Source organism: Arthrobacter sp. MMS24-T111 (assembly GCF_054888995.1).
In genome coordinates this window covers 1,227,924-1,250,977 of the sequence record NZ_JBTZRO010000001.1, presented here as the reverse complement: position 1 = coordinate 1,250,977, position 23,054 = coordinate 1,227,924, and the positions used below count along the sequence as shown (strand labels likewise).

Here is a 23,054-nt window from a genome sequence, read left to right as displayed (position 1 = left end):
CTAAAACATGGGGTGGTCGTGCACCGGGTGGTCCGGGACGGTCTGGAGCACATCCCAGTGCTCAACGATGCGCCCGGCTTCGAAGCGGTAGATATCTGCGACGGCGGCGTCGGGACGCCCGGGTCCTGATGCCCGGACGTGCACCATGGCCAGGTCTCCGTCAACGAGGATCCGCTGGACCTCGAAGCGCGAGTCCGGTGAACCGTCGAACTTCGGCGTGAGCATCCGGATGGCGGCCTCCGGACCGTCCGGGATGGTGGGATTGTGTTGCTTGTACTCATCGGCAACAAGGAACTCGAAGGCTTCCCGCACCCGTTTTTGGGTGTAGAAGATCTCCACGAAGCGTTCAAACGCTTCGCGGTTGCCGGCCATGCGGGTCAGCCTTTGAGTCCGCCGGAGAAGCCCTGGATGAAGCGCTTTTGCGCGAACAGGAACAACGCCAGGATGGGAATCATGGACACGATGACGATCGCGAAGATGGAATTCCACTTCGAGACCAGCGACCCGATGAAGTAGTACATGGCTACCGGGAGCGTCTGGTTGGCGGATCCGCCGAGGAAGATCAGCGAGGTGAAGAAATCGTTCCACACGATCAGTCCGGCGAAGATGGTGACCGTTCCGGTGGCCGGAGCCATCATGGGAAACACCACCTTGGAGAAGACCTGGGTCTTGCTGGCACCGTCGATCGTGGCGGCTTCCTCGTAGTCCGTCCCGAGGCCCCGGAAGAAGTTTGAGTACAGGAAGATCGAGAGCGGCAGCAGCATCCCGGTATACAGGACGATCAGGCCCCAGGCCGATCCGGTGAGCCCCAGTCCACGGGCGCCCATGTACAGCGGCACTGCGCCGAGCTGTCCCGGAAGGATGATGGCTACCAGGAAGAGGTAGTACGCAGCCTTGCTCCACCTGCGCGTGCTGCGGGAAATGACGTAGCCGGTAATGGAGCCCAGTGCGATCAACCCGAGGATGCTTCCGGTGGTGATGATGACGCTGTTGACCAGTCCGGCCATGACGTTGGAATTGCCGGTTGCCGTGAGGACCTTGACGAAGTTGCCAAAGTCCGGATTGCCGGGAAGCGCCAGGGCGGAGGTGGTGTACATTTCGCTGTCCGGCTTCAGCGCCGTGGTCACCAGGAAGTAGAACGGGGCGAGGAAGACCAGGGCCAGGGCCCACAGCCCGATTTCGCGGATCAGGGTGAATTTCGTGTAGCGGAACATGGGTTAGTCCTCAGGATTCGATCGCGTCAGCCGCTGCTGGATCACGGCGAAGATCAGGATGATGAAGGCGAGCACCAGGGCCAGGGCAGCGCCGCCGCCGAAGTTGCCCAGCGCGAATGCCTGCTTGTACACCTGGGTGGCCAGCGTTTCCGTGGCCCCTGCCGGGCCGCCGCCGGTAAGCGCCATGATGGGGTCGAAGACCCGGAGGCCCTGGACAATGCCCAGCGTGGTGGCGATTGCGACGGCGGGACGGATGGCCGGCAGGGTGACGTTCCGGAAGCGCTGCCACAAGTTGGCGCCGTCGATTGCCGCGGCTTCTTCCACCTCCACCGCAACACCGGTGAGTCCGGCCATGAAGATCACCATGGCGAACCCGGTGGACGACCACACGAGGACCACCAGGACTGTCCAGATGGCCCACTGGGGGTCTGCGAGCCAGGGCTTTGCCAGTTCACCGAGGCCCGCTGCCTTCAGCAGGACGTTGATGGGACCGTTGAAATCGAAGATGTACTTCCAGATGTAGGCGGTGGCGAGGGGGCTGAGGACCACCGGCATGAAGAACAGCGTGCGGAGGATGTAGCGCGTCTTCACCACACGGTTGAGTCCCAGCGCAATGATCAGCCCGGCGATGTTGCCCAGCAGTACCGATCCGAACGCGAGGAACAGTGTGTTGGAGAGGGCGCCAACCTTGGTGGGGTCCTTGAAGATTGCCTCGAAGTTGTTCAAACCGGTGATCTTGAAGGAACCGATTCCCGTCCAGTTGGTAAAGGCGAAGAACCCGCCGATACCGGTTGCCACGTAGTGGATGGCGATGACGAGGGCGATCCCGGGGAGCGCCCACCACCAGTGTCCAAATTCCAGGGAGCGGCCCCGGGGACGGGCAGGCCTGCCCGTCCCCGGGGCGCGCTTGCCTCGCCGGGGTGCTTCTGCTGCTTCGCTCTTGGGTTGCATCGTCGCAGTCATGATAATTCCTTGCTTGTCCCGTTGAGTCGTTGGAACGGTAGTGGAGTGGAAGACTTACTGTCCCCAGGCGGCATCCATGGCCTGCAGGACCTGGTCAGTGGTCTTCTGCCCGGTGATCAACCCCTGGACGCCGGTGGCCAGGGCGTCGTAGACGGACGAGTTGGGCCACTGGCTGTTGGGGAGGGGCCCGTACTTTCCGCCCTTGATCAGGTCGGCTACGTTCTTGTAGGCACTGCCGTTGAAGTCATAGCTGTCCAGTCCGCTGACAGGAAGGGCGCCGTCAATCTCGGCAAAGGCCTTGGTCTGTTCCGGCTCAGCCGCCCAGTCGAGGAAGGCTTTGGCAGCGTCTTTGTTCTTGGAAGCGGCATTGATGGAGAACGCGTAGTTGGCACTGGCGAACGTGTAGGCCTTGTCCGAGGCCTGCTCGGCCGGGAGGGCGCGGACATCGAATTCCGAACCGGCGGCGGCGGTCTTCAGCTGCTTCCAGCTTGGGGCGGGGATGAAGCCGGCAACGGATGTTCCGCTGGCAAGGCCCTGGGTGATGGCATCAAATCCGGCGCCGGCTGCACCTTGCTGGAAGCAGCCCGCATCATTGAGCTTCTTCACGGCGTCGAGGGAAGACTTCCACCCGTCCGAGCCGGCAAACGTCACCTGGTTTGCGGTCCGCTTGGCATTCCAGTCAGGATCGCCTGCATAGACCCGGCTGGCAGCAAGGGACATGGCCATCAGCCCGGTGTTCGGGGCAGCCGCGCCGGCCAGGGCGAAGAGGGACTTGCCGGAAGACTGAAGGTTCTTGCACTGCTTCTCCATGGCGGCGAAGTCTGCGGGGAAATCGGTGATGCCGGAGGCCTTGGCGGCCGTTTCGTTGGCCACCAGGCCTACGACAGTGATCTCCATGGCTTGGCCATAGACCTTGCTGTCCGTGCCGAAGAGGGCGTCGCTGCCGGAGGGAACCAGTTTCTTGGCGGCATCGTCCAGCGGCTCCAGGAAGCCTGCCTGTGCGAGGGGAAGGATGCTGCGCCCCTGTCCGGAACCCGGCGTCGTGACCACGACATCCGAGGCGTTGCCGGCCTGGAGTTGGGTCCGCAGGGTCTGGTCGTAAGAATCATTGGGCTGCGGGTTGAACGTGATCTTCACGTTCGAGTGGGACTTCATGTAGTCCTCCGCCAGCGTCTGGAAGGGGCTCTCGATGTTGTTGGAGGTGGCGAAGGAGAGGGAAAATTCCTGGGATCCACCGGAAGAAGAGGTGCTGCTGGCGGAGGTGGAGCAGCCAGAGAGGGCAAGGGCCGCAATGGTGGGAACGGCGAGGGCGCCGACCACCTTCAATCCCGCGGGGCGACGGTGCTGTGTCATGTCCAGCCTTTCAGACTTCGTTGTCGAGGAATCCGGGGTCGTGACCCCGGTCACTCACAAGTATGCGGGAGATGTGTAGAAAAAGCACATAAGTATTGCAGATGACAGACATAAGTTTCACGAAGGTTCGCAGAAGGATCACATAAAGAGCCGCGATGATGCGGTCGGTCCGGCACGCCCTGTGCGGGCTGCCGCTCGTTGCAACGCCCCGGAGGTCGCGTGGCGGCTGCTTAGCTGCCCGGTCCCAGGTGGATGGTGACGATGGTCCCGTACTCGGGGGCGGGACCGAGGTCAAGCCGTCCGCCGGCCGCAGCGGCAATCCGGGCACAGGTTGCCAGGCCCAGGCCGGATCCGGGCGGGTCGCCCTGGCGGTCGAGGCGTACCAGCGGATCGAGCACGCGTTCGCGGTCGCCGGAGGCGATGCCCTTGCCGTTGTCGATTACGCGCAGGACCGCACCATCTTCGCCACGGTGGCCGGTGATGTGGATGACCGGCGGGACGCCAGGACGGCGGTAGGCCAAGGCGTTGTGGATGAGGTTCTGCAGGAGCACCCGGGTCTGGACCGGGTCAGCGGTAAATACCAGCTCCCCGAGTCCACGGACGCCCCCGACTCCTCCACAGCGGTGGCCAGGTCCACGATGACATCCCCCACCAGGTCCGCCAGGGAAACCGCGGCCGGCTGCAGGTCGCCACCGATCGTGGCGAAGGCCAGGACATCCTCAACCATTGCCAGCATGCGCCGCCCGGTCCGGCCCACAATGCCCAGGTACTCCGGAAGCCGGGCGTCGTCGCCTGCTTCTGCGTCCATTTCGCCCAGCTCCACGAATCCGAGGATCGAAGTCAGCGGGTTGCGGAGGTCGTGACTGATCCGGCCGGCAAACTCCGCCAGGAGGGTGTTGCTCCGCTCGGCTTCGGCCAGCGCATCAGCCAGGCGGCGTGCGCGTTGTTCCAACTGGAGGACGTCGACGATTTGGGCGGCGAGGATTTCAAGGCCTCGGAGTTGTTCGCCGCTGAGCCGGCCGGTTTCCCGGGCGCCGGCACAAAGGGTGCCAAGGACAGAGCCGTCGTCGGTCACCAGCGGAATGGAGGCGTAGAACCTGACCCTGCTGCGCCGGCCGTCCACGTAGGGGTTGTCGCGGTACCGGGAATCCAGGGAAGCGTCCTCGAGGACAGTGGGTTCACCGCTGAGGAACCCCACCGCGCACATCGAGTCTTCCCTGGTGCACAGATACGGTTCCATGCCCGCCGTGGCTGCCTGGTACTGGAGGTCTTCGGTAATGATGTTGATGGCTGTTACCGGCTGGCCACAGACCGTGCGGGCCAGTTCAACAAGATTCTGCAATCGTTCCGACGCAGCCGGAACTTCAACGTGTCCGTCCGGACCTGGAATGGGCAGTCCGGTTCCGGCGAGGACCGCGTCGCGGACCATCTCGTTCACCGTCATGACCTGCGGCCCTTGCCGTCAGCGCGCTGGAACCACCGGCCATCCGCACGTGCGGTGGCCAGGCCTTCCATGCCGGGATCGTCCACCGATCCAGCATCCCATACCGGCGCCGCCGCGCAGGGAGAACACGGGAGGGCCGGCTCAAATGCATGAGTCGGCCCTCCTTGCCTTCCCGGGCGCCGCGGCGTCACGGGGAAGGTGAACCAATCAGCCCGGGACGTTCCGGGGATCGTTGCCGTAGCTGTACTTCTCCCCGATCTGGCCGTCCTGGTTCTTGATGACGTGTTCCACCTTGTCTGCTTTCGCGGCGTCGCGGCCGGCAGCTACCGCCTCTTCCTTGGTGCCGTAGCCGGCACCAAATGCGCGGTCAGCACCTTCGCGCTTGTTCTTCCACTGGCCGTCTTCGTAGTACGTCTCAATATCGCCCTGAGCCATTGCACACTCCCTCTGCTGTTCGGTTCCAAGACACCTGCTGCGCAAGCGCGGAAAGCGAAAAGCCCCGCAGTACCTGTTGATGTAAAGCGGGGCCTCCGTGGCAACCACTCCGCCTGTTGGGGGGCTGGCGGAGAAGCTGACACCAAACTAATAGAAAGCATGCTTAGTTTTCAAGCCGGAACGGAATGCATGCTCTTCCGAATCAGGTCATGCTGCCTGCGCACCAGCAGCAAGGGGTCCACCTCCCCCAGTTCGGCGAAGGCATGGCCCTCCCATTCGCTTGACCAGTAGCCGCGGTAGCCGCCTTCGACGAACACGCGCACCAGCTCCGGATAGTCGATTGCAGGCTCGTTGCCAGCGTCGTCGATGTCGTAGAACTTGGCGTGGACGTGCAGGATCTGGGGCATGATGTCTGCCCATTCCCGCGGACTCACATGGCCGTGCATGTTGAAGGCGAGATGGGCGAAAGAGCCAAGCCGGGCAGGATCGAAGGCCCGGCCCTTCAGGTATCCAATGAACTCCTCCTGGCGCGCCCGCATCGGCGCGTCTGTGGCCCAGATGGCCTGCAGCTTTTCCACTGCTTCGTTGTCGAGCCCGGCACGGCGGACGGCCCGGAGGAGCGTGGGCGACATGCTGTGCATCGTGGAGGAGAAATCGGCGACAAAGCCCAGGAGCGGCGAATCGAACTCCGCGTACACGTCCCGGACCTTCATGATTTCCGGCGAGTTCGGCCCCAGTGGGGCATGGATTTCATACGCGAGCTGGAGTTCCAATCTTTCGGCCAAGGGCAGGAGGCGGCGCAGGAGGTCCGGTTTGGCGCTCTGGATCCGGACCAGCGGGAAGCCAAGTTTCTTGGCTCCGTGGAAAAGAGTCTCCGTGAACTCATACTCCTCGTCCGGGGTCATGTCACGGTCGCGCCGCCGGCCCATGTCCAGGTTGGCCCCAAAGGAGCTGGCGGTGAAGCCGTGCTTGTCGAAGGAAGCGTGCCACGACCGGGCGAATTCCTCCGTGACGCGTGGGTAGGAGGGCAGCACCTGGGATGCCACAATTTCGATGCCTGGTCCGATTCCCAGCTCTGCAACGCGGTTGAGCAGGCCGTCGAAGTCGTACCAGCCGGCCCTGAATTCGGAGCTTGCCGAGTAGAGCGTGAGGCCAAGCGAGAAGGGGTCCCCGGCAGCCGCGGGCGGAGGCGGCGTGTCCGCCGTCGCCAACGCAGGTGCGGGTGCCGCCCTGTCCGTGACGCTCAACTCCAGCGTCTGGTTCACAAAGTTGGGGACGTACATGCCGGGACCGCCATCCGGGCCCGGGGCAATCTGCATGTACGGCAGCCTCAGCTCACCGATGAGCTGGACCGTGTGCCGGCTGCCCAAGGTGGCGGCAGTGGCCCTTTTGGCGATGAGGAGGGGGTGGTCCTGGAGGTACCAGAGGGTTTCGCTTTGTGCGGCCAGGTCCGGAGTGCGTAGCGGATGCCACCGAGTTCCAGGGACAAGTCCCCGGCCGGGATTTCCTCGCCGTCGATGGTGAGAGTGAAGCTGGTGACCGAGGAGAGCCAGAGGCTCCGGTACCACGGCAGGGTCAGGGAGAGGGCAAGGCCCTCCGGGTGGGCCCGGAGGCTGGATTGGTCAAGAAGTCCGTTCGGCATGGGTGTCTCTTTACTGGGAGCAGGAATAGGTCAGACGAGGTCGGAGGTGATGCGCCGGATCAGGGCGTGCTGGCGCCGCACCTGTTCGATGGCCCGCCACGGAGTCCGGTCGCCCTCGTACTCGCTGGAGAGGAAGCCGGTGTAGCCGGAGTCCTTGAGGGCTTGAAGCACCGGGCGCCACGGAATCTGCTGGTCTTCCAACTGTTCGTTGATGTCGTGGAATTTCGCCTGGATGAACACCACGTATGGTGCTATGTCCTTGAGGTCTGCGGGGTCCACGCCGATCCCGTCCAGGAAGGCGGGGCGTGCCTCCCGGGTCTCGCCTTCACGCAGCGGGATGGGGCGGTCCTGGAAGATCCCGGTATCGATGAGCAGGCCGAAGTTCTTGGTGCCAGTGCGCTCGATCAAGCCAATGTAGTCATCCACCACGGGATGTTTAATGGGTGTTGGTGAGTGGATCTCGGGGCAGATGACCACGTCCAACTCATGCGCCAGGTCCAGCGAGCGCTCCACGGATTCGGTCCAGATGGGGTCCGGTACAAGGTCACCGGAGATAACGCCGATCTTGGGCCGGACAAAGCTGAAGCCCAGCCTGCCGGCAAGTTTCAGGTCGCGCTGGAGCGCTTCCGCCCCTTCCGCAGCGGTCATGGACCGGCCCGGGTGCAGCCGGGTGTCGATCCAGGACCCGTAGTTGGTGGGCTCGAGGGAGTACTTTTCCAGCAGGTTGAACCAGGTGTCGATCCAGGCCGGAGAGGGTTCCGGATAGCCGGGGATATGCGCCTCGCCGAGAATCTCCACCCCGGTGGCGCCGACATCGGCAACGTGGGCCAGGGCGGTTTCCAGGTCCAGGACCGTTCCGTAGTCGCCCATATAGCTGTAAAGGGAGACGCCGTAGCGGAACGTACCCTCGCTGCCTTCGGGGGCCAGTGTGACCTTTCGGCTGACCCGGTGGATGGTGGGCTGGTGCTCCACCGGAATGTAGGACATCCGGAGGCGCAGTTCAACCGTAAGGTCGTGCACTCCCTGCGGCAGGCCGCCGTCGAACGGCACGGTGACCACCGCCGCTTCCTCCAGCGGCCAGCGGACGCCGTCGCTGTCCCATAGCTGCCGCAGGGTAAACGTGCGGCCACCGAAACTCCACAGCGGGACGTGCGGTTCCACATCCACCAGGCCGCCGACACGCACGGCGACGCCGTCGATGAGGGACGCGGCCATGCCCCGGTAGGAGGGCATCCGGAGCCGGAACTGGAAGCCCGTGACGCGGCCGCCTTCGGTGACATTACGGAAGCCGGCCGACTGGATGAGGTCTCTTTCGAGAAGCATCGTTGCTCACTCTCTCTAGGTTCCCAACGAGCATACCAGCATTATGTCTCTTTTCTACTAAAGTATGTAGACTTCCATCCTAACTTCCCCACTTTTCAAGAATCGAGGCGTTGATGCCATGACCGAGATGTTGAATGCCCTCATCCTTTCCGGGCACATGACCCGGGAGCACGACAACGAGGTCCGCAGCTTCCGCCAGCACAACGAATGGCTCACCACCGTCCTTGAGGACACCGGCCGGTTCCGGGTCAGGGTGGTGGAGGACCCCCGGGGGCTGGGGTCGAACATCATCGACAAATACGACGTTGTCCTGGTGGTATTCGAGGGCCGCGACGGCTACCACGACAAGGCGGTGGGATTCGGCCCGGAGACCGACGCCGCGTTGCTGAAGTTCGTGCACCAGGACGGCAAGGGCATCGTTTGGTTCCATGGCTCTGCCGTGCAGGAGGACGACTGGGGCTACCCCGAGGAGTACAACATCATGCGTGGCGCGAAGCTCAGCGTGCCCACCGGACTCCGCCCGCGCCCGTGGGGGAAGCCTTGCTGCAGACCGCCGAGCCCCGCCACCCCATCACCGAAGGCATCAGCAGGACCTGGACAGTGACCGGAGACGACATCCTGACCGGCGTACAACTCTACGAAGGAGCAGAAGTGCTTCTCTCGGTATTCGACGACCTGGAATCCTACGAGCAGGCACCCATGTGGCCGATGTCCCACTATCCCGTGGCCATCCCGCTGGAAGGACCAAGCGGCCTTCCGGGCATTAACACGCAGCAGCCGCTGGCTTGGATCAACAACTACGGCGAGGGCCGCAGCTTCACCATCACCATCGGGCACGATATCGACACTTTCCGGCGGATTGAGTTCATCCGGATGTTCCCCGCGGCGTTGAGTGGGCCGCGACGGGGAAAGTCACCCTGGAAGGGCCGGACCGGCGCGGTGAGCGCCGCTTCCTGCCGTGGCCGTACTACAACCACGAAGGATAGCGGCTACCCGCCCACTGTGTTCAGCTCGGTTCGGGTGGGCGGGTTGGCGCCGGGGCGCGACACCGTGACGGCAGCCGCGCGGGCAGCGTGCGCCAGGAGTTCGGCCAGCCCTTCGGCGGGCAGGTCGCGCAGTTCCTCGCGGTTCTGCGCGCCGTCCAGCTCCCGGTCGACCAAGCCGGAGAGGAGCGCGGCCATGAACGAGTCGCCGGCGCCCACGGTGTCCGCCACCTCCACTTTGGGCGCGGGCACTGACGTTTCGCCCGCGCGGCAGATACCCCAGGGCCCGTCCGCGCCGCGGGTGACCACTACCAGGGCAGGGCCCTCCTCCCCGCCAAGCGCCAGCCATGCGCGCGCGGAGTCCAGCACATCCTGGCCGGGGTAGAGCCATTCCAGGTCTTCGTCGGAGGCCTTGACTACGTCCGCCAGGCTGACGAACTTCTCCGCCTGCCGGCGCGCGTAGTCCACATCGGTGATGATGCTGGGACGGCAGTTGGGATCGAAGCTGATGGTGGCGGACGGGTGGGCATGCTCGACGGCGGCCAGCACCTCGGCGGCGCCCGGCGCCAGCATGGTGGCAATGGAGCCGGTGTGCAGCAGCGTGGTGCCCTGCAGCATGAAGCCGAGCCGGTCCGCGAGGCCGGGCAGTTCCCAGGCGAGGTCGAAGGTGTAGGTGGCGGCGCCGTCGTCGTCAATCAGCGCGGTGGCAACGCTGGTAGGCAACTCGTCCGGAGGAAGCGGCAGCATCACGGAACTGGCGCGAAGGTGCGCGGCCACGGAGTCGCCGTAGGCGTCCCGGCCGTAGCGGCCGATGAACTGCACCGGATGGTCCAGCCGGGCCAGGCCGACCGCGACATTGAGGGGGCTGCCGCCCACGTGCGCCTCGATTCCCGAGGCACGCTGGACGACGTCGACAAGGCCTTCGCCAATAACTGTGAGCATGGTCATACTCTGCCAGAAAGCGGCCCTGGTCAGCAGTTCATGTCAGCCCAGCAGCCGGGCCGCCAGTTCGCGGCATACCGCATACGCCGGGGACTCGGGATTGATCAGGTCGAAGTGGTCACCGGGCACCATGACCAGTTGCGCAGGCACGCCTCCGGCCCCGCTTGCGTCCACGTAGAGCGCCGACATGGCCAGCGGCACGTCGTCATCCGCCTCAGCATGCACCGCATAGACCGGCACATCCAGCGGCAGGGCGGCCATGGGGTCGGCGCGGCGGTAGCGTCGGGGAAATTCCGACGACGATCCGCCAAGCAGGTTGGCCACCGCACCGTTGCTGAGGTTGAGGCGTTCGGCCTCGGCCAGGTTCAGGACGCCCGATTGGCTGACCACCCCGGCGAGGCGGACGCCGCCGGTGTCCGCGGGCTCCGCGCCCGGACCCGGCCCGGCCAGGTGCCCGCGGCCCGCCGCCCAGACGGCAAGATGGCCGCCGGCAGAATGGCCCACGGCCACCACTTTGCCGAGGTCAAGCGAGTGCTGCCCTGCCAGTTCAGCGAGTTTGTCGATCCCGGCCAGGACATCCTGGAAGGTGGCGGGCCAGCCCCCGCCTTTGCCGGCGCGGCGGTACTCCAGGTTCCAGGCGGCCATCCCATGTTCGGCAAGATCCACGGCAAGCGGCTCCCCAAGCTCTGCCCCGTACGTTGAGCGCCAGTAGCCGCCATGGATCACCACCACTACCCCCCGGGGCTGCCCGGCCGCGGGAGGATCTGGCAGGAAAAGCTCGCCCCATTGGCTGGGGGCCGCGCCGTAGGAGTACTTCAGCCGCTGCACCATGTGCCAGAGACTACAGGGGTTGCTGCAGCGCTGGCGGGCCCCTCAACGTTCTGTAATAAGCGAAAGTTCCCTCTTATTTAATTCTTCTATTTGCTGGACTTGCCTTCTGACCTGTGCTTATGCTGGGGGCTGCTGTAAAAGCAACTCTGGGGGAGGCGTTCTGAGTGAAGTCACATCTTGATCCGCGGGCTTTTCTCCGCCCCCTCCTGCTTGCCCTCGCCGCTACTGCCGCCTGGGTAGCCCTGTCCGCCGGCGGGGCCTCTGCCGATAGCGGGGCAGACGATTCTGATTCCCGGCATTCCCTGGTGGGATCCCTTAGCTCATCCCTTCGCTCGGCCACCACCAACGTTGCACATCAAGCCAAAGGTGCCTTGGAACCGGTGGAGGCCTCCATCAAGGGCGGTCCGGATCATGCGCCTGTCTCGAGTGTTCCGGCGCTGATCCCCGCGCCATCCCTGGGCCCGGCGGTGAAAGACGTCACCGGACTTGCCGATCAGGTTGTGCAGGCCGTACCTGTAGCCAACAGGGTAGTGCCGGCCGGCACGGTGGGCATGGTGGTGGACCCGGTTGCCGGCACGGTGGATACCGTTGTGGACCGTACCGTGAAAACCGTGGCCCCAGTTGCCGGCGCTGTCCTTGAGCCGCTTGACCCCGTTGTGGAACCGGTCATCGACGCAGTTCCGCTTCCCGGCGTAAACCCGAATGAACCTGACGCGGTTCTTCCCGCGGTCACCGACGCCATCGACTTTGTCGCCCCCGACCCGGCCTCCGACACCACCGCTACTGTGACCGGCGTTCCGCAGGCAGGCCAAGCAGCGGATGCGTCTGTCACGGCCACAAACACTGATGCCGCCGGCACCACGCCAGGTCGAGCCACGATGAGTCACAGGGATGCCCTGCCCGGAGCGGGCCAGGCCTGTGACACCCGAATGAAGTCAGTGGCAAACGTCCCGGCACTTGCCGAAGCCGGCCCAGACCACGCACCAATCCATGAACCTTCGGATGCCCTCCCGGGCATGCCGGGTGCCACCACCGGCGGAATCAGCTCCTCCGGCTTCAACGGCCCGGCCGTCCCCGCGTGGCTCAACGCCCACCATTTCCACGTTCCTGCGGCGGGTACTGCCGCCATCGAAGGCCGCCTGCTGGCGGCCCCCGCGCCGGTGTCTTTCGACCCCGGATCTTCTCCTGATTAGTTGAGGCCCCGCCGCGCATTCACGTGCGGAAACTGAGCCAATTCCGGGCCAAGAAATACGCCCACTTCAACTTTTCAGGAGAACTCAAAATGATGCATCGCAACATTCGCAGGTGCCTGCTCGGCACCGCATTTGCCGGCGGACTGCTGGCCTTCGGCGGTGTCGCCGCCAACGCAGCAGACACCACAACCTCGGGAAATGACGGGCTTCTTTCAGGGACTCAGGTGGTGGCTCCGATCAACATCCCGGTCAACCTCGGAGCCACTTCGCTGGGCCTTGTTGGCGATTCGTCAGCGAGCACCCAGAATGCCGGAGCACCGGCAGCACCGGCCCCGGCACCCGCTGCGACCACCACCGGCAGTGACGGCATCGCATCCGGAACCCAGGTGGTCGCCCCGATCACCGCTCCCATTACCGTGGGAGCAACCTCCGTGGGCGCCGTAGGCGACTCGGCAGCAAGCACACAGAGTCCCGCAACTTCGGGCACGGCACCGGCAGCACCCGCTCCGGCACCCGCCGCATCCACCGGCGGCGGCGAGGGCATCGCATCCGGAACCCAGGTGGTCGCCCCGATCACCGCGCCGATCAACCTCGGGGCCACGTCCGTGGGCCTCGTCGGGGATTCAGCCGCAAGTGTTGAAGGCGCCGGCACCACAGGCACCACGACGGCACCCGCTGGACCCATCACCACCGGCGGAACCGACGGACTCCTCTCGGGAACCCAAGTGGCGGCCCCGATCACTCTTCCAATCTCCCTTGGTGCCACCTCCGTGGGCGTGATTGGTGATTCGACAGCCACCGTAGTGAACCCTCCGGTTGTCACGCCGCCTGTTGTAACTCCTCCGGTCGTGAACCCCCCGGTGGTTACTCCTCCGGTCGTGAACCCTCCGGTAGTTACCCCTCCGACCGTCACCACCCCTACGGTCACCACTCCGTCCACCGAGGTTCCGGCGGCCGGCGTCTCTGACGTCCGCGCCGCAGCGGCTCCAATGCAGGCCAACTATGCTGCAGCCCCGGCCCTCGCCAACACGGGAGCAAATACGGGCATGTTGCTGGTGGGCCTGCTGTTCCTGGCCTTCGGCGGTCTGCTGACGCTGGTCCTGCGCCGGAAGCAGGGCTGACCCAATCCCGAAGTGCGGTGGGCTGCCCCAGGCAGCCCGCCGCACTTTCCCGCGCCCAAAACCCAGGGCCGCCGGGCAGGCCACAGCGGAACGGCGGCCGCAGGATCACGCGGCCAGCTTGGTGCAGACGGGTGTCAGGAATGCGTTGAGCGGATGACGTCGGCGACGCTCTCCAGGTGCACCCGCATCGCGTCAGCGGCGGCATCGGGATTGTGCGCGCAGACAGCGTCGATGATCGCGAGGTGTTGGGGCAGTGAAACTGCCGGCCGGCCGGGCTGCCTGGCGAGCCGGAACTGGAAGCGAACGGCCTGGCCGCGGAGCCGGTGGATGGTAGCTGCGGCCGTTTGCTGTGCGCTGATGTCGATGACCCTGGCATGCAGGATCTGGTTGCACTCCGAATAGGAGTCCCGGTCGCCGCGTTCCACGGCGTCCTTCATCCGCCCGGCAAGCTCCTGAAGCTCGGCGGCTTCATCCTCCGTGATCCGCTCGGCCGCCTTCCGTGCGCAGAGCGCCTCGAGGGCGGCGCGGACCTCGGTGATCTCCACGGCCTCTTCCACGGAAACAGCGCGCACACGGGCGCCGCGGTTCTGGACCCGCTCCACCAAGCCTTCGACCGTCAGTTCCGCCAACGCGGCCCTGATGTTTCCCCGGCTGGCCCCATATTCGGAGGCCAAGTCCGCCTCCACCAGACGCTGGTTTGGCACCAGGTCTCCGCCCACGATGGCGGACCTCAGTACATCCACCAGTTCGGCAACCGTAAGGGACCGGCCCGTGATGCCTTCGAGGGTTTCCATGCCTTGCCACCTCCGTGCGCTTGTCCAGGGCAAGCAATATTGTCAACAACTTTGTACCAGCCTACTTGCCCCTCCACCCAGGGACATCCACCCCCAAAGAGAACCGTCAACATAAATGTACAAGAAATTGTTGACAATCCTGAATGTAACTTGGTTCACTTGAGGCGACGGCGCCGCTATCGAGGACGCCCTCCCACATCACCAAAGGACAAACCATGGATGAGGGCATTCCCCTGGCGGCGGGCACGGGCCGCGTGGACCCAGTGGCCCCGCAGACCACGCCCGCTCACGTCGGAGACCCCGCCGGAGGCCAAACCCCCGTACCCTGCTGGCTTATGCGGGGCGGAACCTCGAAGGGTCCGTTCTTCCGTGCAATCGACCTGCCCGCCGACATTCCAAGCAGGGATGCGGTCCTGCTGGCGGCCATGGGCTCACCGGACCCGCGACAGATCGACGGACTGGGCGGCGCCCACCCACTAACCAGCAAAGCCGGGATCGTCTCGACCAGCGATCGGGCTGGGGTGGACCTAGAGTTCCTGTTCGCCCAGCTCCAGCCGGACAGCGGCCAGGTGGACACCACGCCCAACTGCGGGAACATGCTGGCCGCCGCGCTCCCGTTCGCGATTGAGTCAGGCCTTCTGACTCCCGACGGCGACACCACCACGGCGCGGGTCCTCACCGTGAACACCGGCATGGTCGCCGAGATTACGGTCCGGACGCCCATGGGGCCGGCAGGACGGTACGTCGAATACGCCGGAGACGCCCGGATCGACGGTGTCCCCGGCACGGCCGCGCCAGTGACCATCAACTTCCTGGACACGGCGGGCTCGGTCTGCGACTCACTGCTGCCCACCGGCAACCTCCGCGACACCGTGGATATCGCCGGGGTGGGGGCGGTGGAGGTGACCTGCATCGACAATGGCCAACCGCTGGTGATCATCAACGCCGGTGACCTGGGCCGCACGGGGCTGGAGTCCGTCGTCGACCTTAACAAGGACACCGAACTCAAGGGCCGCCTTGAGGACCTGCGGCTGGCATGCGGAAAACTCATGGGCCTGGGCGACGTGGCGGACAAGAATTACCCCAAAATGACCTTGGTCTCGGCACCGGCCTCCGGCGGTGCGGTCAATACCCGCAGCTTCATCCCGCACGTCTGCCATGAATCCATCGGCGTGCTCGCCGCGGTCACGGCCGCCGCCGCCGCAATCCTCAAAGGGACTGTGGCGCACGACGTCGCCGTCCTGCCAAACGGAACCACGCCCACGGTCGCCGTGGAGCATCCCGGCGGTGAATTCACCGTCGAGCTCGGCCTGGACGCCGAAGACCCCACCAAAGTGGTCAAATCCGCGCTGATCCGCACGGCCCGGCTTCTCATGGCGGGCAGCGTCATGGTCCCCGCCCACCTCTCATTCCAGGAGCACACACTGTGATTATCGATATCCACGGCCACTACACCACGGCCCCGGCGGCCCTGGGCCGGTGGCGGGACCGGCAGGTCGCCGCACTGCAGGACACCGCCTTGGCGCCTTCCCCGGAAGACTTGAAAATTTCCGACGACGAACTCCGGGAGAGCATCGAGACGAACCAACTGCGGCTCATGGACGAACGGGGGATCGACCTCACCGTCTTCTCGCCCCGGGCTTCCTTCATGGCACACCACATCGGATCCTTCGAGACCTCCGCCGAGTGGGCGGCGATCTGCAATGAGCTCTGCTACCGGGTCAGCCGGCTCTACCCGGACCGGTTCGTCCCGGCTGCGATGCTCCCGCAGTCCCCCGGCGTGGATCCGGCCACGTCCATCCCGGAACTCACACGCTGCGTTGAGGAATACGGGGCCGTGGCCCTGAACCTGAACCCCGACCCTTCCGGCGGGCACTGGACCGCTCCGCCACTGACCGACCGGTACTGGTACCCGATCTACGAAAAGATGGTGGAGTTCGACATCCCCGCCATGGTCCACGTCAGCACCAGCGTCAACCCAGCCTTCCACACCACCGGCGCGCACTACCTCAACGCCGACACCACCGCCGTCATGCAACTCATCCAGGGCGACCTGTTCACCGACTTTCCCACCCTGAAACTGGTCATCCCGCACGGCGGCGGGGCCGTCCCCTACCACTGGGGACGCTTCCGGGGCCTGGCCATGGCGCTGGGAAAACCGGCCCTGGAAGAACACCTGCTGCGCAACGTCTTCTTCGATACCTGCGTCTACCATCAGCCCGGGATCGACCTGCTCCTGGATGTCATCCCCACCAGGAACATCCTGTTTGCCTCCGAAATGATCGGCGCCGTCCGCGACATCGACCCCTGCACGGGCCACAACTTCGACGACACAGCACGCTACCTCGACGCCGCCGGGCTGAACGAAGCCGACCAAGCAGCCATCCAGGAACACAATGCCCGCACCGTCTACCCCCGCCTCAACGCCCTGCTCAAGCAGCAGGGCCGCTAGCCATCCCAGGAGCCCGAACATGCAGGAACTCGGCGTGGTCCACACCACCATCACCCGCGCAGCGGAACAAGACGTCAAAGCCCTCTCCGCCTTCGGCGTCAGCACCATCCACGAAGCCATGGGCCGGCTGGGCCTCATGCGCCCCTACCTCCGCCCCGTCTACCCCGGCGCCGCCATGTGCGGCACCGCCGTCACCGTGCTGCTCCAGCCCGGAGACAACTGGATGATGCACGTCGCCGCCGAACAGGTGCAGCCCGGGGACGTCGTGGTCGCCGCGTGCACCACCGAAAGCGAAGACGGCTTCTTCGGCGACCTGCTCGCCACCTCCCTCAAAGCCCGCGGCGCACGCGGATTGATCATCGACGGCGGCTGCCGCGACGTCGCCACGCTGCAGGAGATGAACTTCCCCGTCTTCAGTCGCGCCATCAACTCCAAAGGCACCGTCAAAGCCACCCTCGGATCCGTCAACATCCCCGTTATCTGCGCCAACGCCCTGGTCAACCCGGGCGATGTAGTGGTCGCGGACGTCGACGGCGTCGTCGTCGTCCCGGCAAACCGCGCCGCGGACGTCGCGGAGGCTGCGCGGAAACGCGAAGACAACGAAGAGGCGAAACGCCTCCGTTTTGCCAACGGAGAACTCGGACTCGACATCTACAACATGCGCGGACCCCTAAAAGCAGCAGGCCTGCGCTATGTCCACTGACGCACGCGGGACTGCCGCCCATTCAACTGCCGGCCAAAGGAACCTCATGGACAGCACTTTCACCAAGTCACCCGGCTGGCTCGACTGGTACAGCAACCCCTCCACGCCACGCTTCACGCTTCCGGCGGGCACGGTGGACGCGCACTGCCACGTCTTCGGACCCGGGAACGAGTTCCCGTTCGCGCCGGAGCGGAAGTACACGCCCTGCAACGCCGGCAAGGACCAACTGTTCGCCCTGCGCGACCACCTCGGCGTCAGCCGCAACGTGATCGTACAGGCCACCTGCCACGGCGCCGACAACAGCGCCATGGTGGACGCCGTCCAAGCCTCCGGGGGCCGCGCCCGCGGAGTGGCCACCGTCCGCCCGGACATCAGCGACGCCGAGCTGGAACGGCTGGACGCCGCTGGCGTGCGTGGTGTCCGGTTCAACTTCCTGAAGCGGCTGGTCAACGCGGCACCGCAAGAGGAACTGGCCGCAATTGCCCGCAGGATCGCCCCGCTGGGCTGGCACGTAGTCATCTATTTCGAAGGCCAGGACCTCGAAGGGCTGGAAGGGTTCTTCGGGTCGCTGCCCACTCCGCTGGTGGTGGACCACATGGGGCGCCCCGACGTGGCCAAACCAGCGACCGGACCGGAGTTCGGCCGGTTCCTGCGCTTTGTGGAGAACAATGACGTCTGGGTCAAGGTCAGCTGCCCGGAACGGCTCAGCATCTCCGGCCCGCCCGCGCTGGACGGAGAGCCCGCCCCGTACCGGGACGTGGTGGCGTTCGGCCGCACCGTCGTCGAGGAATTCCCGGACCGTGTCCTGTGGGGAACCGACTGGCCGCACCCGAACCTCACCCACCACATGCCGGACGACGGCCTGCTGGTGGACTACATCCCGCACGTGGCCACCACCCCGGCGCTTCAGCACAAACTGCTCGTCAGCAACCCCATGAACCTCTACTGGCCCGGCGAAAACGCCTAGCCCTCCCCCGGAGCCTCCGACCTCTTGCCCCAAGGATTTCAATGATGCATTCCAACGCCGCCAACCGCCTCGACCGGTTGCCAATTTCCAAATTCCATAAGATCGCCCTGGTGGCCGTCTCGTTCGCCTACTTCTTCGAGTTCGCCGACATCAACAGCTTCGCCACCACCGTGCCCAAACTGATCAAGCTGTGGGGTGTCAGCGTCAACGAGGTGGCGTACGTGACGTCCGCATCCTTCGTTGGCATGTTCTTCGGCTCACTCATCGCCAGCTGGATGGCAGACCGCTGGGGCCGCAAGAACGCCCTGGTCATCACCACCCTCTGGTACGCGACCTTCTCGCTGGTAGCCGCGTTCTCCTGGGACATCGTGTCGCTCGGCCTCTTCCGGATCCTCACCTCGGCCGGGCTCTCGGCCATGACAGTGGTGGCGGTCATCTACGTCAACGAACTGTTCCCCGCGGCCAAGCGCGGCAAATACCAGGCGTATGCGATCGTCATCGGCATCTGCGGGACACCGGCCACCAACCTCATCGCCAGCCTGGTGGTTCCCCTGGCTGACTGGACCTGGCGGCTGGTCTACGTGTGGGGCGCACTGGGCATCCTCTTCATCCTGTTCACGCGGCGGCTCAAGGAATCCCCGCGCTGGTATGAAAACAAGGGCGACTACGCCAAGGCGGACGCCATCCTCAAGGAAATCGAGGCTACCGTCAGCGCAGAAAAGGGAGCCCTCCCCGCGCCCGCCGCCCCGGCCGAGACTCCCGCCGCCGCCAAGGCACCCCTGACGCTGCTGCTGCAGAAGAAATACCTGGCACCTACCCTCCTGCTCACCGTCCTCTGGGTCACCCAGACCATCGGCTTCTTCGGCTACTCCAGCTGGGCACCGACGCTGCTGGCCAAGGAAGGCTTCAGCGTTGAAAACTCCATCTTCTACGTGGCGCTGACCACAGTTGGCGCGCCCCTCGGCTCCTATCTCGCATCCCTGGTCACGGACCGCTTCGAGCGGAAGTGGTCCCTGGTGGTCTTTGGCAGCGTCATCGCCGTGTGCGGCCTCCTCTACGGCCTCACGTTCAACCCGGTGCTGATCGTCCTGTTCGGCTTCCTGGTCAACTTGTTCGAGCGCGGCTACACGGCTCTTGCCTACGCCTACTCGCCCGAACTGTTCGACACCAACGGACGCTCCATGGGCACCGGCGTATCCTACGGACTGGGCCGGCTTTCCAATGCTGCCGGTCCGCTGATCATCGCTGCCCTCTATAACGGCAGCGGCTACCAGAGCGTCTTCTTCTTCATCGCCGGCACCTGGCTCTTCGGCGCCGTCGCCCTGGCCATCTTCGGCCCCGCAACGCAAAAGGCCCGCTTGTTCGCGGCAACGGGAGCAGGCCCCGCAGCCGGGCCGGTGGACGGAACCGCCGCAGTCAGAACGCACGACGGCGGCATCCGCCACTAATCCGTGCGATCCAGAGCCCGGTGCCGCACGGCGGCACCGGGCTCTTCCGTTAACTCCGGGGCCGCATGCTCCCCTCGGAGGGTTGACACTGCGCCACTTATGTCTAATGCTTAAACGAAAGTTTGTGCAGTGGCGCACATCCGATGGGAGCAGTCAATGACAGACACCACATTCCACAAACGGCGCAGTGCCGTTTCCCGCAGAAGCCTCCTCCTGGCCGGATTGGGAACGGCCATGTCAGCGCCGTTCCTGGCATCCTGCGCGGGGTTCGACACCAGCGGCGCGGCCGCAGGCCAGGGAACCGTAGGGTTCCTGTCCACCCAGTTCACCCCGGTGGAAGAAAAGCAACGGTACGAAGCTGTCCTCAAGAAGTTCGCCAAGGTGCCCATGGCCTACAACTCCGTGGACCCCGGCGTTTTCTCCTCAACGGTGAGCACCCAGGCGGCCGCAGGAAACGTGAAAACCTCCCTTCTGGGCGGCCTGCACGGTGAACTGGCCCCTCTCGCCGATTCCCTCGAGGATGTCGACGCCCTCCTCCGGGACCTGGCCGGGCGCGGGTTCACCAAGGAAATGCTTGACCTCACCAAGGTGGGCGGCTCCACCTCGCGGTATGTCCCCTGGATGCAAGCCACCTACGTGGTGGCCGTGAACAAGAAGGCCCTGGAGTGGCTGCCCGCCGGCGTGGACGTCAATGACCTGACCTACGAGGGCTACCTGGCCTGGGCCAAAGCCGCCAAACAGGGTGCCGGCAGGCCGGTATTCGGGATGCCCGCCGGCCCCAAAGGCCTGCACCACCGCTTCTACCAGGGGTTCCTGCTGCCCAGCTTTACCGGCGGCCAAATCACCACGTTCCGCAACCAGGATGCGGTGGCCGCGTGGTCCTATATGCAGGAACTGTGGTCCGCAATGGCCCCGGCCTCCACCAACTACGACTACATGCAGGAACCACTCGCCCGCGGCGAAATCCTGGTCGCCTGGGACCACGTTGCACGCCTGGTCAACGCGCCGGCAGACAAACCCGACGACTGGCTCATGGTCCCGGCGCCCCGTGGGCCGAAAGGGCGCGGATACATGCTGATCATCGCGGGTATGGCATTGCCCAGGAACGGCAAGGACCGCGATCTTGCCGAGAAGGCCATCCGGGCCCTGACCGAGCCGGCCTCCCAGATCGAGACCCTGCGCAGCAACGCGTTCTTCCCTGTGGTCCAGACCGAACTTCCCTCGGACCTGACCGGTGCCATCGCGCTGGAGGCCGCAGCGGTACGCCGGCAACAGCGATCCGCCGGGGCGTTGCTGGCACTTCCGCCGGTAGGGCTGGGCGCCAAGGAAGGGGAAGTTTCACAGATCTTCAAGAACTGCTTCCAGCAGATTTGCCTGGAAACCCGGCCCATCCAGCAGGTCCTCGATACGCAGGCAACCCAGCTGAACACCATCCTGAAGGGCCTGAATGTTCCTTGCTGGGCGCCCGATCCGATCTCGATGAAATGCGAGGTAGCGTAATGGCCGTAGAGGCACCCCCCACAGCAGCCGCAACAGTTGCTCCACCGCGGCGGCGCAGGATACCGCCCGCGGTCCTGCTGATTGCCCCGTCCGTCATCTTCATGGCCCTGCTCCTGGGCTGGCCCGTTATCCAAGGCGTCCTGCAGGCCTTCAAGGATGACCAGGGCTTCACCCTCGAGTTCGTCAGCCGCATGGTGCAGGACCCGTACTTTTGGCCGGCAGTCCGCAACACGCTGCTCCTGATCGTTGTGATGATCCCCCTGCAGTTCGCGCTTGCGATCGCCATGGCCCTGATGCTGCGGAGCAATCCGCGGCTGCACAAGGTCCACTTCTTCATCTGGGCCATTCCCCTGGCCCTCAGCGACCTGGCGGCCGGTTTGGTTTGGCTTGCGATCTTCAACGACCGCGGATACCTGAACTCGGTGCTCTCATGGATGGGCCTGCAGGGCACTTCGTGGCTCGCCTACGACAACCAGACCAGCATGTTCACCTGCGTCCTCATCGCCGAACTCTGGCGGGCAACCTCCCTGGTGCTGATCATCGTCGTCGCCGGGCTCCAAGGCATCCCCAAGGACTACGACGAGGCCGCGCAGGTATTTGGTGCCACGTTCTGGCAGCGCCTGCGGCACGTGACCCTGCCGCTGCTGAAACCCAGCCTCCAGGTGGCCTTGATCCTCCGGACCATCCTCGCTTTCCAGACGTTCGCCGTGGCGCAGGCGCTGACCGGCCAGAACTTCCCCCTGGTGGTGGGCGAAACGTACCGCTGGTACACCGGGCTGCAGAACCCCAACGTGGCTGCCGCACTGGCCCTGGTCATCCTCGTCGTCTCGATGGCCACGTCGATCTTTTACCTGCGGGCGCTCCGCGACAAGAACCAGGGAGGACTCCGATGAGCCCCACAGTGGACACCACACCCATCGCCCGGCAGAAGCGGAACCGGTTCCTGCTGCAGGCGGCATGCATCGCCGTCTCGCTGTTCATGCTGATTCCCATCTACCTGATCTCCCTCGCAGCGCTTTCCACCAGGGCGTCGCTCAACGATTTTCCGCTCTCGCTCCTTCCCACCAACCTCTCCGTGGAAACGCTCAACGGCTTCCTGGGGGCGACGGGCATTTTCGGGGCACTGGGGAACTCGCTGATCGTCGGGACCGGTACGCTGATCCTGGCAGCGCTGATCGGCGTACCCGCGGGATACGCGCTGGCCCGCTTCAGCTTCCGAGGCAAGGACCCCTACCAACTCTTCCTGCTGTTCACCCGTGCCCTGCCGATCGTGGTGCTGTCCGTCCCGCTCGCCAGGCTCTTCCTCACGGTGGACATCTACGACACGACCTATGCAGTGATCCTCCTGCACACCGCGCTGGCGCTGCCCACCACAATCCTGATCTCCGCCAGCGTTTTCCTCAGCGTTCCCATCGATGTCGAGGAAGCGGCACGCCTTTTTGGCTGCTCACCGCTCGGCGCGTTCGGCAGGGTGGTGCTGCCCATGGCACTGCCGGGCCTCGCCGCGGCGTCGATCTTTACCTTCGTCATGTCCTGGAACGAAGTGCTGGGTGCATCGATCCTCACCCTTGACCACCGCACCCTCCCCGCCCAGGTCCTCAGCTCGCTGTCCGACTCCCCGCTGGCTTACCGGTTTGCGGGCGGTTTTGCCCTGGTCATTCCGTCCATCATCTTCATCGCGCTGATGCGCCGCTACCTCACCAACATGTGGGGCTCAACCATCCGTTAGGCCGCGCCGGCCTGCCC

The 23,054-nt window shown here is 65.0% G+C and carries 24 protein-coding genes and 1 pseudogene; 12 read left to right on the top strand and 13 right to left on the bottom strand.

All coding sequences use genetic code 11. The annotated features are described in order from the left end of the window. The 10 genes from ACX5I6_RS05755 to ACX5I6_RS05710 all read right to left on the bottom strand — a co-directional run bounded on the left by ACX5I6_RS05755 (nucleotide 1) and on the right by ACX5I6_RS05710 (nucleotide 8,374). Nucleotides 1–372, bottom strand: coding sequence for a nuclear transport factor 2 family protein (locus tag ACX5I6_RS05755; protein WP_461839809.1), 372 nt, complete (start codon nucleotides 370–372; stop codon nucleotides 1–3). A gap of 5 nt (nucleotides 373–377) precedes the next feature. Next, complete coding sequence (locus tag ACX5I6_RS05750; protein WP_285246677.1) at nucleotides 378–1,214, bottom strand: carbohydrate ABC transporter permease; 837 nt, start codon at nucleotides 1,212–1,214, stop codon at nucleotides 378–380. 3 nt (nucleotides 1,215–1,217) lie between these two features. Then, nucleotides 1,218–2,177: a carbohydrate ABC transporter permease gene (locus ACX5I6_RS05745; RefSeq protein WP_461839808.1), complete on the bottom strand. Its 960-nt coding sequence runs from the start codon at nucleotides 2,175–2,177 to the stop codon at nucleotides 1,218–1,220. 54 nt (nucleotides 2,178–2,231) lie between these two features. Then, complete coding sequence (locus tag ACX5I6_RS05740; RefSeq protein WP_461839807.1) at nucleotides 2,232–3,530, bottom strand: ABC transporter substrate-binding protein; 1,299 nt, start codon at nucleotides 3,528–3,530, stop codon at nucleotides 2,232–2,234. Between the two features lie 230 nt (nucleotides 3,531–3,760). Continuing rightward, a complete protein-coding gene (locus tag ACX5I6_RS05735; protein ID WP_461839806.1) occupies nucleotides 3,761–4,051 on the bottom strand; it encodes an ATP-binding protein in 291 nt (96 codons plus the stop codon). Next, nucleotides 3,970–4,974, bottom strand: coding sequence for a histidine kinase dimerization/phospho-acceptor domain-containing protein (locus ACX5I6_RS05730; protein WP_461839805.1), 1,005 nt, complete (start codon nucleotides 4,972–4,974; stop codon nucleotides 3,970–3,972). Before ACX5I6_RS05730 ends, ACX5I6_RS05735 begins: the two co-directional genes overlap by 82 nt. 207 nt (nucleotides 4,975–5,181) lie before the next feature. After that, on the bottom strand, nucleotides 5,182–5,409 hold the full coding sequence (locus ACX5I6_RS05725) for a DUF2188 domain-containing protein (protein ID WP_461839804.1): 228 nt from the start codon (nucleotides 5,407–5,409) through the stop codon (nucleotides 5,182–5,184). Between the two features lie 170 nt (nucleotides 5,410–5,579). Then, nucleotides 5,580–6,728, bottom strand: coding sequence for a pyruvate formate-lyase (locus ACX5I6_RS05720; RefSeq protein WP_461839803.1), 1,149 nt, complete (start codon nucleotides 6,726–6,728; stop codon nucleotides 5,580–5,582). A gap of 11 nt (nucleotides 6,729–6,739) precedes the next feature. Beyond that, entirely contained in the window at nucleotides 6,740–7,051 is a 312-nt protein-coding gene (locus ACX5I6_RS05715; protein WP_461839802.1) for a C-glycoside deglycosidase beta subunit domain-containing protein, read from the bottom strand. 30 nt (nucleotides 7,052–7,081) lie between these two features. Then, nucleotides 7,082–8,374: a C-glycoside deglycosidase beta subunit domain-containing protein gene (locus tag ACX5I6_RS05710; RefSeq protein WP_461839801.1), complete on the bottom strand. Its 1,293-nt coding sequence runs from the start codon at nucleotides 8,372–8,374 to the stop codon at nucleotides 7,082–7,084. Nucleotides 8,375–8,492: 118 nt separating this feature from the next. Here ACX5I6_RS05710 and ACX5I6_RS05705 point away from each other — a divergent pair, with 118 nt between their 5' ends. Continuing rightward, a complete protein-coding gene (locus ACX5I6_RS05705; protein WP_461839800.1) occupies nucleotides 8,493–8,978 on the top strand; it encodes a hypothetical protein in 486 nt (161 codons plus the stop codon). After that, nucleotides 8,903–9,202: pseudogene (locus tag ACX5I6_RS05700) on the top strand (ThuA domain-containing protein); the annotation flags it as partial. The gene ACX5I6_RS05705 and the pseudogene ACX5I6_RS05700, both read left to right, overlap by 76 nt. A 161-nt stretch (nucleotides 9,203–9,363) precedes the next feature. On the opposite strand, the gene ACX5I6_RS05695 reads toward ACX5I6_RS05700, so the two are convergent. Both ACX5I6_RS05695 and ACX5I6_RS05690 read right to left on the bottom strand, forming a co-directional pair. Further along, the gene (locus tag ACX5I6_RS05695) at nucleotides 9,364–10,299 is read right to left on the bottom strand and encodes a carbohydrate kinase family protein (RefSeq protein ID WP_461839799.1); all 936 of its coding nucleotides are present in this window, start codon (nucleotides 10,297–10,299) and stop codon (nucleotides 9,364–9,366) included. A 42-nt stretch (nucleotides 10,300–10,341) separates the two neighbouring features. Next, complete coding sequence (locus ACX5I6_RS05690) at nucleotides 10,342–11,130, bottom strand: alpha/beta hydrolase (protein WP_461839798.1); 789 nt, start codon at nucleotides 11,128–11,130, stop codon at nucleotides 10,342–10,344. A 164-nt stretch (nucleotides 11,131–11,294) separates the two neighbouring features. Here ACX5I6_RS05690 and ACX5I6_RS05685 point away from each other — a divergent pair, with 164 nt between their 5' ends. Further along, nucleotides 11,295–12,323, top strand: coding sequence for a hypothetical protein (locus ACX5I6_RS05685; protein ID WP_461839797.1), 1,029 nt, complete (start codon nucleotides 11,295–11,297; stop codon nucleotides 12,321–12,323). Between the two features lie 89 nt (nucleotides 12,324–12,412). Beyond that, complete coding sequence (locus ACX5I6_RS05680; protein ID WP_461839796.1) at nucleotides 12,413–13,444, top strand: chaplin family protein; 1,032 nt, start codon at nucleotides 12,413–12,415, stop codon at nucleotides 13,442–13,444. 134 nt (nucleotides 13,445–13,578) lie between these two features. Here the strand turns inward: ACX5I6_RS05680 and ACX5I6_RS05675 are convergent, their stop codons facing one another. Further along, a complete protein-coding gene (locus ACX5I6_RS05675; protein WP_461839795.1) occupies nucleotides 13,579–14,238 on the bottom strand; it encodes a GntR family transcriptional regulator in 660 nt (219 codons plus the stop codon). Nucleotides 14,239–14,453: 215 nt separating this feature from the next. Here ACX5I6_RS05675 and ACX5I6_RS05670 point away from each other — a divergent pair, with 215 nt between their 5' ends. From ACX5I6_RS05670 to ACX5I6_RS05635, 8 genes are all read left to right on the top strand, one after another. Next, entirely contained in the window at nucleotides 14,454–15,668 is a 1,215-nt protein-coding gene (locus ACX5I6_RS05670) for a 4-oxalomesaconate tautomerase (protein WP_461839794.1), read from the top strand. After that, on the top strand, nucleotides 15,665–16,690 hold the full coding sequence (locus ACX5I6_RS05665) for an amidohydrolase family protein (RefSeq protein ID WP_461839793.1): 1,026 nt from the start codon (nucleotides 15,665–15,667) through the stop codon (nucleotides 16,688–16,690). Before ACX5I6_RS05670 ends, ACX5I6_RS05665 begins: the two co-directional genes overlap by 4 nt. Nucleotides 16,691–16,709: 19 nt before the next feature. Beyond that, nucleotides 16,710–17,393, top strand: coding sequence for a 4-carboxy-4-hydroxy-2-oxoadipate aldolase/oxaloacetate decarboxylase (gene ligK / locus ACX5I6_RS05660; protein WP_461839792.1), 684 nt, complete (start codon nucleotides 16,710–16,712; stop codon nucleotides 17,391–17,393). A 46-nt stretch (nucleotides 17,394–17,439) separates the two neighbouring features. After that, the gene (locus ACX5I6_RS05655; RefSeq protein WP_461839791.1) at nucleotides 17,440–18,360 is read left to right on the top strand and encodes an amidohydrolase family protein; all 921 of its coding nucleotides are present in this window, start codon (nucleotides 17,440–17,442) and stop codon (nucleotides 18,358–18,360) included. A 41-nt stretch (nucleotides 18,361–18,401) separates the two neighbouring features. Continuing rightward, nucleotides 18,402–19,808 carry an MFS transporter gene (locus tag ACX5I6_RS05650; protein WP_461839790.1) on the top strand — a complete coding sequence of 469 codons (1,407 nt, stop codon included), beginning with the start codon at nucleotides 18,402–18,404 and terminating at the stop codon, nucleotides 19,806–19,808. A gap of 156 nt (nucleotides 19,809–19,964) precedes the next feature. Then, a complete protein-coding gene (locus ACX5I6_RS05645) occupies nucleotides 19,965–21,308 on the top strand; it encodes an ABC transporter substrate-binding protein (RefSeq protein ID WP_461839789.1) in 1,344 nt (447 codons plus the stop codon). Then, entirely contained in the window at nucleotides 21,308–22,201 is an 894-nt protein-coding gene (locus ACX5I6_RS05640) for a carbohydrate ABC transporter permease (protein ID WP_461839788.1), read from the top strand. The genes ACX5I6_RS05645 and ACX5I6_RS05640 overlap by 1 nt, the downstream gene beginning before the upstream one ends. Then, nucleotides 22,198–23,037 (top strand): carbohydrate ABC transporter permease, encoded by an 840-nt coding sequence (locus ACX5I6_RS05635; RefSeq protein ID WP_461839787.1) that lies wholly within the window; start codon nucleotides 22,198–22,200, stop codon nucleotides 23,035–23,037. Before ACX5I6_RS05640 ends, ACX5I6_RS05635 begins: the two co-directional genes overlap by 4 nt. Nucleotides 23,038–23,054 lie beyond the last annotated feature (17 nt).

Excerpts from the sequence above, each read along its gene's own strand:
- ACX5I6_RS05755 (WP_461839809.1), bottom strand. The coding sequence starts at position 372 with ATGGCCGGCAACCGCGAAGCGTTTGAACGCTTCGTGGAGATCTTCTAC.
- ACX5I6_RS05750 (WP_285246677.1), bottom strand. The coding sequence starts at position 1,214 with ATGTTCCGCTACACGAAATTCACCCTGATCCGCGAAATCGGGCTGTGG.
- ACX5I6_RS05745 (WP_461839808.1), bottom strand. The coding sequence starts at position 2,177 with ATGACTGCGACGATGCAACCCAAGAGCGAAGCAGCAGAAGCACCCCGG.
- ACX5I6_RS05740 (WP_461839807.1), bottom strand. The coding sequence starts at position 3,530 with ATGACACAGCACCGTCGCCCCGCGGGATTGAAGGTGGTCGGCGCCCTC.
- ACX5I6_RS05730 (WP_461839805.1), bottom strand. The coding sequence starts at position 4,974 with ATGACGGTGAACGAGATGGTCCGCGACGCGGTCCTCGCCGGAACCGGA.
- ACX5I6_RS05725 (WP_461839804.1), bottom strand. The coding sequence starts at position 5,409 with ATGGCTCAGGGCGATATTGAGACGTACTACGAAGACGGCCAGTGGAAG.
- ACX5I6_RS05720 (WP_461839803.1), bottom strand. The coding sequence starts at position 6,728 with ATGCAGATTGCCCCGGGCCCGGATGGCGGTCCCGGCATGTACGTCCCC.
- ACX5I6_RS05715 (WP_461839802.1), bottom strand. The coding sequence starts at position 7,051 with ATGCCGAACGGACTTCTTGACCAATCCAGCCTCCGGGCCCACCCGGAG.
- ACX5I6_RS05710 (WP_461839801.1), bottom strand. The coding sequence starts at position 8,374 with ATGCTTCTCGAAAGAGACCTCATCCAGTCGGCCGGCTTCCGTAATGTC.
- ACX5I6_RS05705 (WP_461839800.1), top strand. The coding sequence starts at position 8,493 with ATGACCGAGATGTTGAATGCCCTCATCCTTTCCGGGCACATGACCCGG.
- ACX5I6_RS05695 (WP_461839799.1), bottom strand. The coding sequence starts at position 10,299 with ATGCTCACAGTTATTGGCGAAGGCCTTGTCGACGTCGTCCAGCGTGCC.
- ACX5I6_RS05690 (WP_461839798.1), bottom strand. The coding sequence starts at position 11,130 with ATGGTGCAGCGGCTGAAGTACTCCTACGGCGCGGCCCCCAGCCAATGG.
- ACX5I6_RS05680 (WP_461839796.1), top strand. The coding sequence starts at position 12,413 with ATGATGCATCGCAACATTCGCAGGTGCCTGCTCGGCACCGCATTTGCC.
- ACX5I6_RS05675 (WP_461839795.1), bottom strand. The coding sequence starts at position 14,238 with ATGGAAACCCTCGAAGGCATCACGGGCCGGTCCCTTACGGTTGCCGAA.
- ACX5I6_RS05670 (WP_461839794.1), top strand. The coding sequence starts at position 14,454 with ATGGATGAGGGCATTCCCCTGGCGGCGGGCACGGGCCGCGTGGACCCA.
- ligK (WP_461839792.1), top strand. The coding sequence starts at position 16,710 with ATGCAGGAACTCGGCGTGGTCCACACCACCATCACCCGCGCAGCGGAA.
- ACX5I6_RS05655 (WP_461839791.1), top strand. The coding sequence starts at position 17,440 with ATGGACAGCACTTTCACCAAGTCACCCGGCTGGCTCGACTGGTACAGC.
- ACX5I6_RS05650 (WP_461839790.1), top strand. The coding sequence starts at position 18,402 with ATGATGCATTCCAACGCCGCCAACCGCCTCGACCGGTTGCCAATTTCC.
- ACX5I6_RS05645 (WP_461839789.1), top strand. The coding sequence starts at position 19,965 with ATGACAGACACCACATTCCACAAACGGCGCAGTGCCGTTTCCCGCAGA.
- ACX5I6_RS05640 (WP_461839788.1), top strand. The coding sequence starts at position 21,308 with ATGGCCGTAGAGGCACCCCCCACAGCAGCCGCAACAGTTGCTCCACCG.
- ACX5I6_RS05635 (WP_461839787.1), top strand. The coding sequence starts at position 22,198 with ATGAGCCCCACAGTGGACACCACACCCATCGCCCGGCAGAAGCGGAAC.